At 65.9% G+C, this 12,123-nt stretch carries 14 protein-coding genes; 11 read left to right on the forward strand and 3 right to left on the reverse strand.

Annotated elements, in window-relative coordinates:
• Positions 1-22: 22 nt before the first annotated feature.
• On the reverse strand, positions 23-937 hold the full coding sequence (locus FHY06_RS33825; RefSeq protein ID WP_019657804.1) for a LysR family transcriptional regulator: 915 nt from the start codon (positions 935-937) through the stop codon (positions 23-25).
• Between the two features lie 133 nt (positions 938-1,070).
• Between FHY06_RS33825 and FHY06_RS33830 the strand changes: the two genes are divergently transcribed.
• Together FHY06_RS33830 and FHY06_RS33835 are read left to right on the forward strand one after the other, a co-directional pair.
• Positions 1,071-1,400: an alpha/beta hydrolase gene (locus FHY06_RS33830; protein WP_126183870.1), complete on the forward strand. Its 330-nt coding sequence runs from the start codon at positions 1,071-1,073 to the stop codon at positions 1,398-1,400.
• Positions 1,401-1,619: 219 nt separating this feature from the next.
• Entirely contained in the window at positions 1,620-1,988 is a 369-nt protein-coding gene (locus tag FHY06_RS33835; RefSeq protein WP_026346758.1) for a hypothetical protein, read from the forward strand.
• Positions 1,989-2,069: 81 nt separating this feature from the next.
• On the opposite strand, the gene FHY06_RS33840 is transcribed toward FHY06_RS33835, so the two are convergent.
• Both FHY06_RS33840 and hemB read right to left on the reverse strand, forming a co-directional pair.
• Positions 2,070-3,245, reverse strand: a complete 1,176-nt coding sequence (locus tag FHY06_RS33840; protein WP_126183871.1) for a magnesium transporter CorA family protein — start codon at positions 3,243-3,245, stop codon at positions 2,070-2,072.
• A 20-nt stretch (positions 3,246-3,265) separates the two neighbouring features.
• A complete protein-coding gene (gene hemB / locus FHY06_RS33845) occupies positions 3,266-4,279 on the reverse strand; it encodes a porphobilinogen synthase (RefSeq protein ID WP_019657808.1) in 1,014 nt (337 codons plus the stop codon).
• 345 nt (positions 4,280-4,624) lie between these two features.
• Here hemB and FHY06_RS33850 point away from each other — a divergent pair, with 345 nt between their 5' ends.
• The 9 genes from FHY06_RS33850 to FHY06_RS33890 all read left to right on the forward strand — a co-directional run.
• Entirely contained in the window at positions 4,625-5,053 is a 429-nt protein-coding gene (locus tag FHY06_RS33850; protein WP_126183872.1) for a CopD family protein, read from the forward strand.
• 19 nt (positions 5,054-5,072) lie between these two features.
• Positions 5,073-6,203: a VanZ family protein gene (locus FHY06_RS33855; protein ID WP_019657810.1), complete on the forward strand. Its 1,131-nt coding sequence runs from the start codon at positions 5,073-5,075 to the stop codon at positions 6,201-6,203.
• 57 nt (positions 6,204-6,260) lie between these two features.
• Entirely contained in the window at positions 6,261-6,614 is a 354-nt protein-coding gene (locus FHY06_RS33860) for a (2Fe-2S) ferredoxin domain-containing protein (protein WP_019657811.1), read from the forward strand.
• A gap of 35 nt (positions 6,615-6,649) precedes the next feature.
• Entirely contained in the window at positions 6,650-7,282 is a 633-nt protein-coding gene (locus FHY06_RS33865) for an alpha/beta hydrolase (protein ID WP_126183873.1), read from the forward strand.
• Between the two features lie 40 nt (positions 7,283-7,322).
• The gene (locus FHY06_RS33870; protein ID WP_184607610.1) at positions 7,323-8,492 is read left to right on the forward strand and encodes a D-alanyl-D-alanine carboxypeptidase family protein; all 1,170 of its coding nucleotides are present in this window, start codon (positions 7,323-7,325) and stop codon (positions 8,490-8,492) included.
• Between the two features lie 202 nt (positions 8,493-8,694).
• Positions 8,695-9,072 (forward strand): 30S ribosomal protein S12, encoded by a 378-nt coding sequence (gene rpsL, locus FHY06_RS33875; protein ID WP_019657814.1) that lies wholly within the window; start codon positions 8,695-8,697, stop codon positions 9,070-9,072.
• A gap of 149 nt (positions 9,073-9,221) precedes the next feature.
• Positions 9,222-9,695 carry a 30S ribosomal protein S7 gene (rpsG, locus tag FHY06_RS33880; RefSeq protein WP_019657815.1) on the forward strand — a complete coding sequence of 158 codons (474 nt, stop codon included), beginning with the start codon at positions 9,222-9,224 and terminating at the stop codon, positions 9,693-9,695.
• 95 nt (positions 9,696-9,790) lie between these two features.
• Complete coding sequence (fusA, locus tag FHY06_RS33885; RefSeq protein WP_019657816.1) at positions 9,791-11,890, forward strand: elongation factor G; 2,100 nt, start codon at positions 9,791-9,793, stop codon at positions 11,888-11,890.
• A gap of 143 nt (positions 11,891-12,033) precedes the next feature.
• On the forward strand, positions 12,034-12,123 hold a 90-nt coding region (locus FHY06_RS33890; protein WP_038111923.1), incomplete at its 3' end, for a GTP-binding protein.

A 12,123-nucleotide genomic window follows, 5' to 3' on the forward strand; every position in this document is an offset into this window, starting at 1 on the left:
AGCCCGGCATGCCGGGCTTTTTTCATGGTGCCGGTTTTCGCCTGGGGCCGTGCCCGTCGCCCACGCGGGTCTGCAGGAAGTCGAGCAGGGCCCGCAGCGCGGCGCTGTTGTGGCGCCGCTGCAGGTACGCCGCCGAGAGCCACATGTCCTTGCGCGTGTAGTCCTGCAGCACCGGCACCAGCTCGCCGTGCTCGATGTGCGACTGCACGAGGATCGAGGGCAGGTAGATCACGCCGAACCCGCGCATCGCCACGCGGATCAGCGGCGCGCCTTCGGTGCAGTCCATGCGGCTCTTGACGTGGACGTCCAGCGGCTGGCCGCCGTCGTCGAAGCGCCAGACAGGCTGGGCGCCGAGCAGCGAGTGCGTGAGGGCTTCATGGTTGGCCAGGTCGCGCGGGTGCTCGGGCTTGCCGTGCTTCTTCCAGTAGATGGGCGAGGCGCAGACCACCATCTCCATGCGCCGGAGCTTGCGCACGATCAGGTTGGCGTCTTCCACCGGGCCGCTGCGGATGTCGACGTCGATGCCCTCCTCGGCGAGGTCGACGGTGCGGTTGGTCAGCTGCAGGCTGATGCTCACGTCGGGGTAGTAGCGCATGAAGTCGGCCAGCAGGTTCGGGAACTCGCCGTTGCCCATGCCGTGCGGCGCCGAGATGCGCAGCCGCCCGCCGGGCTGGCTGGCGCGCTCCTGCAGCTCGGCCTGTGTGAGCTCGACCATCTCCAGCACCGGGGTGCTGCGCTCCAGCAGCAGCTGGCCGGCGTCGGTGAGGCTCACCGAGCGGGTGGATCGGTTCAGAAGGCGCACCCCGAAGCGGGTTTCCAGCTCGGCCACATACTTGCTCACGGTGGCCTTTGACATGTCCAGCCTCTTGGCTGCCTGGGAGAAGCTGCCGTGCGAGGCGACCTCCCGGAAGGTTCTGATCAGATCGAGGCTGTCCATGTGGATGGGTCCATTGTTTCCGTTTTGGGAACGCGATGGTTCGATTCTCCCGGGTTTTTCCTGACCGGTCTGGGCGACACTTGCGCTACGCGCCGACGTCGCCAGCCCGGCTGGGCCGTTGGAAGGAACTGGAATGAAGACCCCGAAGATCATCGCCGCCGCTGCCCTGTCGCTCCTCGCCGCTTCCGGCGGCGCGCTGGCGCAGGGCTTCGAGCCTGTCCAGCCGCTCAAGGCCGTCACCAGCCGCAGTGCCGTGGCGGCCGAAGCCGATGCCGCGGCGCGCGACGGCAATGTCTATGGCGACGTGGTCGCGGCGCCGCTGACCTCCCGGCCCAGTTCCCGTGACCGGGCCTCGGTCCGCGCCGAGGCCGTGGCCGCCGCCCACGCGCCGAACCAGAACCTGGACCGCCGCGCCTTCGTCAACAGCGAAGTGCCGCCCCAGTTCCAGCGCGCCGGACGCTAGGCCGGAAGTCTTCCCTCAGCCAGGGCCGGGCCGGTGCGAACCGGGCCCGGCTTTTTGCTTTGCATGCCTTCATGTCGGCATTGTTTCAATAGAGGAAACACGGTGTCTCTGAACCGAGTGTTCCGGCAACGCAGTTCCCCCGGAAACTCGCCGCACAGGCTCGCGGACCAGCAGGCCTGGTGGACGAACCATCCAACGAACACCCTAGGAGAAATGAACATGAAGACCTCGCAAATCCTCGCTGCCGCCACCCTCGCCCTGCTCGCCGCCACCGGCGCCCAGGCTGAAACCTACCAAGGCGTGAACACCGCCGTGTCGACCAAGAGCCGCGACGAAGTCAACGCCGAAGCCGTGCGTACCGCAGCGGCTCCGAACCAGAACGTCGTGCGCGGTTCGCGCGGTGCCGAAACGGTTGCCGTGTCGAAGGACCGTTCGATCGTCGAAGCCGAAGCCGTTCGCACCGCCTACGCTCCCGACCAGAACGTGACCAGCGGCTCGCGCGTCAACAGCAAGGTCGTCTCGACCATGCCCCACCCGATGGACGTGCGCGTCCAGGCCCAGCAAGGCGCCGGCGCCACCGCCAAGTAATTGAAGCGGTCCTCCGGACTGCAGCAATGAAAAAGGGCCACGCGAAAGCGTGGCCCTTTTCTTTTGGCGCGAAGCCTGGGTTCAGCGCGTGCGGGCGAGGTAGCGCTTGCGCCAGAACACGATGACCAGCAGCACCGCGATGACCAGCATGGAAGTCATCGCGATCCAGAAGCCGTCGGCCTTGTGCACCAGCGGGATGAATTCGAAGTTCATGCCGAAGATGCCGGCGATGAGGTTCAGCGGCAGGAACACGGCGGTGAGCACCGTCAGCACCCGCATGATGTCGTTGGCGCGGTGCCCCTGGACGCTGAAGTGCATCTGCACGGCCGTCTCGGCGTTCTGCTCCAGCCGGTGCACGTGGTGCACCACGCGCTCGATGTGCTCGAGCACGTCTCGGCTGCGGATCATGATGAGTTCGCGCTCGCGCTGCTCCACCTCGCCCTTGGGCACGGGGAGCGTCTCCAGCGAATCGATCCAGTCCTGCATGGCGGCGCGCTGGTCCTCGCAGATCTCGTCGAGGTGGTGCAGCGACTGGCGCGCCTCCATCAGCGCGCCCCAGTTGGTGAAGCGGCTGCGCGGGTCGATCAGCTCGCTCTGCCAATGGTCGAGCTGCTTGGTGAGCTCGCGCCGCAGGTCGAGGTAGCCGTCGACGATCTGGTTGATGACGCGCAGCATCAGGTCCGCAGGGCTGGTCGGCAGGCGGGCCGAGGTGGCGCGCACGTCGAGCGCCGGGGCGCCGCCGTCGGGCGAGGCGGCGGCCAGCAGCCGGGCGGCGAAGGCGTCGCGCACTGCGCCGTCTTCCGGGTGCACCGAGAGCAGCACACGGTCGAACACCGCGAAGCCAACCGGCCGGGTGTCGACACGGCGCAGCACGGGCGGGCCGCTGCGCGGCTGGCGGGGAGCCGCAGCCGGTGCCGGCAGTGGCGGGGCCTCGTTGGTGCTGCCCTTGCCGTTGCCCAGCGCCGCCTGGCCCTGACCGTTGGCCAGCCGCCGGAACACCAGCACGTCGTACAGCGAGGTGTAGTCGTAATGCGAAGGAAGCTGGTCGTTGAGCAGGTCGGCCACGTGCAGGTCGACCAGCTGCGTCTTGCACAGCGTCTGCAGGATCTGCTGCACCTCGGCCAGCGAGGAGCGGAATTCATCCCGCGTGAGCGAGATCCAGAGATAGCCGCTGGCCCCGCAGGCACCCGGAACCGCGAGCGGTGCCAGCGCGGCGTGTTCGCTGACCTGCGAGCGGTTGATTTCGAAGATGCGCATGCCCGGTTGCCGGCGCGCCGTTACTTCTGCAGCAGGCGCGCGGCGTCGAGCGCGAAATAGGTCAGCACGCCGTCGGCGCCCGCGCGCTTGAAGGCCAGCAGGCTTTCGAGCACCACGGCGTCGTGGTCGAGCCAGCCGTTCTGGGCGGCGGCCTTGAGCATGGCGTATTCGCCGCTGACCTGGTAGGCGAAGGTGGGCACGCGGAACTGGTCCTTCACGCGGCGCACGATGTCGAGGTAGGGCATGCCGGGCTTCACCATCACCATGTCGGCGCCTTCGGCGATGTCGATGGCGACTTCGCGCAGGGCCTCGTCGCTGTTGCCGGGGTCCATCTGGTAGACCTTCTTGTTGCTCTTGCCGAGCGTGGCGGCCGAGCCCACGGCGTCGCGGAAGGGGCCGTAGAAGGCGCTGGCGTACTTGGCGCTGTAGGCCATGATGCGCGTGTGGATGTCGCCGCGGGCCTCGAGGGCATTGCGGATCGCGCCGATGCGCCCGTCCATCATGTCGCTGGGCGCCACGATGTCCACGCCGGCCTGCGACTGGGCGAGCGCCTGCTTCACCAGTACTTCGACGGTCGCGTCGTTGAGGATGTAGCCGGTGTCGTCGAGCAGGCCGTCCTGGCCGTGGCTGGTGTAGGGGTCGAGGGCGACGTCGGTCATCACGCCGAGTTCCGGAAAGCGCGACTTCAGCGCCCCCACCACGCGGGGAATCAGCCCGTCGGGGTTGAAGGCCTCGCGGCCGTCGGGCGTCTTGAGGCTGGCGTCGATCACCGGGAACAGCGCCATCACCGGAATGCCGGCTGCCACGCACTGCTCGGCCACGGGCAGCAGAAGATCGAGGCTCAGGCGGTCCACGCCGGGCATCGAGGGGACGGCGTCGCGGCGTTTCTCGCCTTCCTGGACGAACACCGGGTAAATCAGGTCGTTGGTCGTCAGCGCGTGCTCGCGCACCAGGTTGCGGGTGAAAGCGTCGCGGCGCAGGCGCCGCGGCCGCCCGGCGGGAAACATGGCCAGGGGGGAAGATGATGACGTCATATTTACAAAATTGTGCCTGAACCGTCTGTTTACGACTCCCTTGGCACGGGCGTTCGGTTGTCTGACAACTACGGAAAATAGTAGAACCAAGGTTTTCAGTTTTTTGCTTTAAATGTCAAAGAAAGTGGCCCAGTCGCTTGAAACCTTGTTTCGTCTTTGTTAAATTCTGAAGCGGGCGGCTTGCCGCCCCCCGCTTTTCCTCCCTGAGCGGGTGCCTTGATGTGTGACAGCAAAAGGGCTTCCCAGCCCGACGTGAAGACGTCGGGCTTTTTTTTGCCTGTCGTACGAGTGAATCGCCGCCCGAACAGAGCGGTGCCGCGGGGAGGGCGCCACTAAACTGCCCCCATGCTCTGGGTCAAATCTCTACACATCGTCTTCATCGCAAGCTGGTTCGCGGGGCTGTTCTACCTGCCGCGGATCTTCGTGAACCTGGCGATGGTTCCTCCCGAGTCGGTGGCGGAGCGCGAGCGCCTGCTGCTCATGGCGCGCAAGCTCCTGCGGTTCACGACCTTCCTGGCGGTTCCCGCGATCGGCTTCGGCCTGTGGCTCTGGCTGGGCTACGGCATCGGGCGCGGCCCCGGCAACGGCTGGATGCACGCCAAGCTCGCGCTGGTGCTGGTGGTGATCGGCTACCACCACGGCTGCGCGGTGCTCCTGCGCCGCTTCATCGCCGGCGAGAACCGGCGCAACCACCGCTGGTTCCGCTGGTTCAACGAACTGCCGGTGCTGCTGCTGCTGGGCATCGTGATCCTGGTGGTGGTCAAGCCCTTCTGAGCCGGCACCGGGGCACACGGTGGATCGGCCGCAGCACAAGTCCGCCGCGCTTCCGCTGGCGCTCGCCTACGGGGCGTTGATCGTCTACGCCAGCCTGTACCCGTTCGCCGACTGGCGCGACCAGGGGATCGCGCCCTGGGCGTACCTGTGGGCGCCCTGGCCCAAGTACTGGACGGGCTTCGATTTCGCGGTGAACGTCGCGGGCTACGTGCCCTTCGGATTCCTTTGCGCCCTGGCGGTGCTGCGGACCGGGAAGGCCTCCCGCGTCTGGCACGCGGTGGCCCGGGCCACCGTGGCGGGGGCGGCGGTCTCCTTCGCCATGGAGACGCTGCAGAGCTACCTGCCGGCGCGCATTCCTTCCAACGTGGACCTGGGGCTCAATGTTTCGGGCGCGCTCGCCGGCGCCGTCGTGGCGGCGGGGCTCGAGAGGCTGGGGGCCGTGGCGCACTGGAGCCGGGCGCGCTCGCAGTGGTTCGCCGAGGACTCGCGCGGCGCGCTGGTGCTCCTGGCGCTCTGGCCCTTCGCGCTGCTCTTTCCGGCCGCCGTCACTTTCGGGCTGGGGCAGGTGTTCGAGCGGCTCGAGGTGGCGATCTCCGAGTGGCTTCTCGACACGCCCTTCATCGACTGGCTGCCGCTGCGGCAGTTCGAACTCGAGCCGCTGGTGCCGGCGGTGGAACTGCTGTGCGTGATGCTGGGCGCGCTGGTGCCATGCCTGCTGGGCTACCTGGTGGCGCGCTCGGTGGTCCAGCGCGCGGTGCTGCTGCCGTTGACGCTGCTGTCGGGCGTCGCGGCCTCCGCGTTGTCGGCGGCGCTGAGCTACGGGCCGGAACACGCCTGGGCCTGGCTGGGGCTGCCGGTGCAGGTCGGCATGGCGGCAGCGCTCTTCGCCGGCGTGCTGCTGCTGTTCGCGCCGCGGCGCCTGTGCGCGGCGCTGCTGCTGATGGGGCTGGTGCTGCAGCTGAGCCTGCTGAACCAGGCGCCCGAGAGCGCGTACTTCGCGCAGACGCTGGCCACCTGGGAGCAGGGGCGCTTCATCCGCTTCCACGGGCTGGCGCAATGGCTGGGCTGGGTGTGGCCCTATGCGGTGCTGGTCTACGTGGTGGCGGCCCTGTCGCGCCGCGGGCGGCGCGATGCGGCTCCTGTGGGCTGAGGGTGCGGATTGCTCGGCCGTCGACATGGCGAAGAGGGTGGTCACTAAAATCCGCCGATGCCCAGCTCCACTCCAGCCGCGCCGTCCGGCTACTACGGCCGCCACATCTTCTTCTGCCTGAACGAGCGCAAGAACGGCGAGGACTCCTGCGCCATGCACAACGCGCAGGAGGGCTTCGACCGCTGCAAGGCGAAGGTCAAGGCTGAGGGCCTGTCGGGGCCCGGCAAGGTGCGCGTCAACAAGGCCGGCTGCCTAGACCGCTGCGCAGGCGGGCCGGTGGCCGTGGTCTATCCGGAGGCCGTCTGGTACACCTTCGTCGACAGCGAGGACATCGACGAGATCGTCGAGTCTCACCTGAAGAACGGCCAGGTCGTCGAGCGGCTGCTGCTACCTCCGAACGTCGGACGCTGAACTTTTCCGCCGCCCCTCTGCTCGTACCTGCGCCAATGAATTCCCAGACAGAAAAGATCAGCCTCCAGGGCGCCGCAGGCGCGATCGAAGTGCAGCGCGACCAGCCTGCCGGAACCCCGCGCGGCGTCGCGGTCATCGCCCATCCGCATCCGCTCTTCGGCGGCACGATGGACAACAAGGTGGTGCAGACGCTGGCGCGCGCCTTCGTCGCCACCGGCTGGACCACGGTGCGTTTCAACTTCCGCGGCGTGGGCGCCAGCGAGGGCGTGCACGACGAGGGTCGCGGGGAGCTGGAAGACATGCTGAACGTCATCGGCCAACTCGCCCCCGAAGGGCCGCTGGCGATCGCCGGCTTCTCCTTCGGTGCCTTCGTCGCGAGCGGCGCCGTCGCCCGGCTGTGGTCCGCGCGCGAGCTCCGGCAGATCGTGCTGGTGGGCACGGCGGCGTCGCGCAACAACGTCGCGACGCTGCCGGTGGAGGCGCACGAGCGCACGCTGGTGGTCCATGGCGAGGCCGACGATACGGTCGCGCTGTCCGCGGTGATGGACTGGGCTCGGCCGCAGTCACTTCCTGTCACAGTCATCCCCGGGGGCGGCCATTTCTTTCACGGACAATTGCCGCTGCTCAAGGGTCTGGTCGTCCGCCATCTGCGCGCGGACATCGCTTGAAAGCCGCTCCGGCTTGTTTTCGTCTCTTTCCGAACTCCCAATGAATCCTTTTCTTGGCGCGCTCCGCGCGCTGGTCTTTACCGCCGCCGCTTCCTTCAGCCTGCTCGCCGCCGCCCAGATGCCGGCGCCGCCTGAAATCGCCGCGCGCAGCTATCTGCTGCTGGACGTGACCGCGAACCAGATCCTGGCCCAGAAGGACATCGACAGCCCGGTCGAGCCGGCCTCGCTCACCAAGCTGATGTCCGCCTACCTGGTGTTCGACGCCCTGCGCACCAAGAAGATCACGCTGACCCAGACCCTGCCGGTCAGCACCCGCGCCTGGAAGATGCCCGGCTCGCGCATGTTCATCGACCCCAAGATGCAGGTGCCGGTGGAAGACCTGATCAAGGGCCTGATCGTGCAGTCGGGCAACGACGCCACCGTCGCCCTGGCCGAAGGCGTGGGCGGCACCGTGGAGCATTTCGTCGAGATGATGAACGCCCAGGCCAAGGTGCTGGGCATGAAGAACACCACCTACAAGAACCCCGAGGGCCTGACCGCGCCCGGCCACACCACCACGGCCCGCGACCTGAGCATCCTGGCGACCCGCCTGGTGCGCGACTTCCCCGAGGAAGCCAAGTACTACGCCATCAAGAAGTACCGCTACCCGGGCACTCCGTCGACCAACGACACCAATCGCAACATGCTGCTGTTCCGCGACCCGACCGTCGACGGCCTGAAGACCGGGCACACCGAAGCTGCCGGCTACTGCATGATCGCCACCGCCAAGCGCGACTTTCCCAACCTGACGGGCGGGCGCCGCCTGCTGTCGATCGTCCTGGGCACCACGGGCGAGACCGTGCGCGCCAACGAGTCGCAGAAGCTGCTGAACTGGGGCTACACGGCCTATGACGCCGTGCGCCTGTTCGACGGCGGCCAGCCGGCGGCCACTCCGGCCGTGTGGAAGGGCAAGGCCAATGTGCTGAAGCTGGGCCGTCCCGATCCCATCGTTGTGGCCGTGCCGGCCGGCTCGGCCAACAAGATCAAGACCCAGGTGTCGCGCCCCGACCCGCTGGTGGCGCCGTTCACCAAGTACCAGCCGGTCGGCTCGCTCAAGGTCACTCTGGACGACCAGCCCCTGGCCGACGTCCCGCTGGTGGCCCTGGAACCGGTCGAGCAGGCCGGCATCTTCGGCCGCGCCTGGGACGCCCTGCGGCTCTGGATCAAGTAGCCTGAAGGGCCCGAAAAGCCATCGGCAGGCCTGCGGGCCCGCCCGGCTTTGCCGTTTTCAGACTCGTTTGCTATACTCGTGGGCTTTTCGGAATTTTCCGAAGGGTTTCACGTTTTCGTCATTCCCGGCCTCCTTGAGTCACGACAAGGGCGGTTTCACAGCCAGGGCCGGGGCGTTTCTCGTTTTGGGGACTTTTTAATTCATGCCAACCATCAATCAACTGGTGCGTCAGGGTCGGACGGTCGAAAAGATCGCTTCGAAGAGCCCTGCCATGCAGAACTCGCCGCAACGTCGCGGTGTCTGCACCCGCGTCTACACCACGACGCCCAAGAAGCCGAACTCGGCTCTGCGTAAAGTTGCCAAGGTCCGCCTGACCAACGGCTTCGAAGTCATTTCCTACATCGGCGGCGAAGGCCACAACCTCCAGGAACACAGCGTCGTGCTGGTCCGCGGCGGTCGTGTGAAGGACTTGCCCGGTGTGCGCTACCACATCGTTCGTGGCTCGCTCGACCTGCAAGGCGTGAAAGACCGCAAGCAGTCGCGTTCCAAGTACGGCGCGAAGCGTCCCAAGAAGGCTTAAGCCTTCCTGTCGTCAAAAACAAACGGTGTTCGGTTACCTTGGCGGGTACATCGAACGTAGTGACCCACTGTCGGGTCGAGTAAGTGAGAGTCCTGCTTGACTCTCGCGGTGCCGGAAACGGTGCCAACTGAAGCAAAGAGGTTAGAAAAATGCCACGTCGTCGCGAAGTCCCCAAACGTGAAATCCTGCCGGATCCCAAGTACGGCAATGTCGAGCTGTCCAAATTCATGAACGTGATCATGGAAGGCGGCAAGAAGGCTGTTGCCGAGCGCATCATCTACGGTGCCCTCGACTTCATCGAGAAGAAGAACCCTGACAAGGATCCCCTCGAAGCGTTCACCATCGCCATCAACAACGTGAAGCCGATGGTCGAAGTGAAGTCGCGCCGCGTCGGCGGTGCGAACTACCAGGTGCCGGTCGAAGTCCGTCCCGTCCGTCGCCTCGCCCTGTCGATGCGCTGGATCAAGGAAGCCGCCCGCAAGCGCGGTGAGAAGTCGATGGCCCTGCGTCTGGCCAACGAACTGATGGAAGCCACGGAAGGCCGTGGCGGCGCGATGAAGAAGCGCGACGAAGTGCACCGCATGGCAGAAGCCAACCGCGCATTCAGCCACTTCCGCTTCTAAAAACCAAACTTCGCTTGGGCGTTGGGTGTCGAGTGACGGGCTTTCAGCCTGTACTCGAGGCCCAGCGCTCAACGCATTTAACCCGAAAGTAAATCATGTCCCGCAAGACCCCCATCGAGCGCTACCGCAACATCGGCATCTCCGCGCACATCGACGCTGGCAAGACCACGACGACCGAACGCATCCTGTTCTACACCGGTGTGAACCACAAGATCGGTGAAGTGCACGACGGCGCCGCCACGATGGACTGGATGGAGCAAGAGCAAGAGCGCGGTATCACGATCACCTCGGCTGCCACCACCTGCTTCTGGAAGGGCATGGCCGGCAAGTTCGACGAACACCGCATCAACATCATCGACACCCCCGGCCACGTGGACTTCACCATTGAAGTCGAGCGCTCGATGCGCGTGCTGGACGGCGCCGTGATGGTGTACGACGCCGTCGGCGGCGTGCAGCCCCAGTCGGAAACCGTCTGGCGCCAGGCCAACAAGTACAAGGTTCCGCGTCTCGCGTTCGTCAACAAGATGGACCGCACCGGCGCCGACTTCCTGCGCGTTCGCCAGATGATGATCGACCGCCTGAAGGCCAACCCCGTCGTGATCCAGATCCCGATCGGTGCCGAAGAGCACTTCCAGGGCATCGTCGACCTCGTGAAGATGAAGGCGATCATCTGGGACGAGGACAAGGGCGTGACCTTCCAGTACGGCGACATCCCGGCCAACCTGGTCGATGTCTGCAATGAATACCGCGAAAAGCTGGTCGAAGCGGCTGCCGAAGCCAGCGAAGACCTGATGAACAAGTACCTCGAAGGCGGCGAGCTGTCGGAAGAGGAAATCAAGAAGGCCCTGCGCCAGCGCACCATCGCCGGCGAGATCCAGCCGATGCTGTGCGGCTCGGCCTTCAAGAACAAGGGCGTGCAGGCCATGCTCGACGCCGTCGTCGAATACATGCCCTCGCCGCTGGACATCCCGCCGGTGGCTGGCGTGTCGGAAGACGACGAGCCCACCACCCGCAAGGCCGACGACAACGAGAAGTTCTCGGCCCTGGCGTTCAAGCTGATGACCGACCCGTTCGTGGGCCAGCTGACCTTCGTGCGCGTCTATTCGGGCGTGCTCTCGAAGGGCGACAGTGTCTACAACCCGGTGCGCGGCAAGAAGGAACGTATCGGCCGTATCGTGCAGATGCACGCGAACAACCGCGAGGAAGTCAGCGAAATCCGCGCCGGCGACATCGCCGCCTGCGTGGGCCTGAAGGACGTGACGACCGGTGAGACGCTGTGCGATCCGGAAGCCGTCGTGACGCTCGAGCGCATGCACTTCCCCGAGCCGGTGATCCGCCAGGCCGTGGAGCCGAAGAGCAAGGCCGACCAGGAAAAGATGGGTATCGCACTGGGCCGCCTGGCACAGGAAGATCCCTCGTTCCGCGTCAACACCGACGAAGAATCGGGCCAGACCATCATCGGCGGCATGGGCGAGCTCCACCTCGAAATCATCGTGGACCGCATGAAGCGCGAATTCGGCGTGGAAGCCAACGTCGGCAAGCCGCAGGTGGCCTACCGCGAGACGATCCGCAAGACCGTCGAGGAAGCCGAAGGCAAGTTCGTTCGCCAGTCGGGCGGCAAGGGCCAGTACGGTCACGTGGTGCTGAAGATCGAACCCCAGGAAGCCGGCAAGGGCTTCGAGTTCGTCGACGCCATCAAGGGCGGTGTGGTTCCTCGCGAATACATCCCCGCGGTCGAGAAGGGCATCGTGGAAGCGCTGGGCCAGGGCGTGCTGGCGGGCTACCCCGTCGTGGACGTCAAGGTCACGCTGCACTTCGGTTCGTACCACGACGTGGACTCGAACGAAATGGCGTTCAAGATGGCCGCGATCTTCGGCTTCAAGGAAGGTGCCCGCAAGGCCAACCCCGTGATCCTCGAGCCGATGATGGCCGTGGAAGTCGAGACGCCTGAAGACTACGCCGGCAACGTGATGGGCGACCTGTCGTCCCGCCGCGGCATGGTGCAGGGCATGGACGACATGGTCGGTGGCGGCAAGGCCATCAAGGCAGAAGTGCCGCTGTCGGAAATGTTCGGTTACTCGACCACGCTGCGTTCGATGTCGCAAGGCCGTGCAACGTACACGATGGAGTTCAAGCACTACGCCGAAGCTCCGCGCAACGTCGCCGAAGCCATCGTGGCCGCTCGCGCCAAGTAAGCTTTCAAAAGAACCAGGGGCCGCGCACTGCGCGGCCCTTCCTGTCTGCGATCCGGTGCCGCCCTGTTCCCGTGCGGGGCGAACCAGCAACCGGATGCAGACATAAAACCAATACACGGGACTGCTCTTTCAAGGATTGAAAAATGGCAAAAGGTAAATTCACCCGCACCAAGCCGCACGTGAACGTGGGCACGATCGGTCACGTCGACCACGGCAAGACCACGCTGACGGCT

Origin of the sequence: Variovorax atrisoli, assembly GCF_014195185.1 — a bacterium.
Lineage (GTDB): Bacteria > Pseudomonadota > Gammaproteobacteria > Burkholderiales > Burkholderiaceae_C > Variovorax > Variovorax atrisoli.

Coding starts and splice junctions, on each gene's coding strand:
- FHY06_RS33825 (WP_019657804.1), bottom strand. CDS start 937: ATGGACAGCCTCGATCTGATCAGAACCTTCCGGGAGGTCGCCTCGCAC.
- FHY06_RS33830 (WP_126183870.1), top strand. CDS start 1,071: ATGAAGACCCCGAAGATCATCGCCGCCGCTGCCCTGTCGCTCCTCGCC.
- FHY06_RS33835 (WP_026346758.1), top strand. CDS start 1,620: ATGAAGACCTCGCAAATCCTCGCTGCCGCCACCCTCGCCCTGCTCGCC.
- FHY06_RS33840 (WP_126183871.1), bottom strand. CDS start 3,245: ATGCGCATCTTCGAAATCAACCGCTCGCAGGTCAGCGAACACGCCGCG.
- hemB (WP_019657808.1), bottom strand. CDS start 4,279: ATGACGTCATCATCTTCCCCCCTGGCCATGTTTCCCGCCGGGCGGCCG.
- FHY06_RS33850 (WP_126183872.1), top strand. CDS start 4,625: ATGCTCTGGGTCAAATCTCTACACATCGTCTTCATCGCAAGCTGGTTC.
- FHY06_RS33860 (WP_019657811.1), top strand. CDS start 6,261: ATGCCCAGCTCCACTCCAGCCGCGCCGTCCGGCTACTACGGCCGCCAC.
- FHY06_RS33865 (WP_126183873.1), top strand. CDS start 6,650: ATGAATTCCCAGACAGAAAAGATCAGCCTCCAGGGCGCCGCAGGCGCG.
- FHY06_RS33870 (WP_184607610.1), top strand. CDS start 7,323: ATGAATCCTTTTCTTGGCGCGCTCCGCGCGCTGGTCTTTACCGCCGCC.
- rpsL (WP_019657814.1), top strand. CDS start 8,695: ATGCCAACCATCAATCAACTGGTGCGTCAGGGTCGGACGGTCGAAAAG.
- rpsG (WP_019657815.1), top strand. CDS start 9,222: ATGCCACGTCGTCGCGAAGTCCCCAAACGTGAAATCCTGCCGGATCCC.
- fusA (WP_019657816.1), top strand. CDS start 9,791: ATGTCCCGCAAGACCCCCATCGAGCGCTACCGCAACATCGGCATCTCC.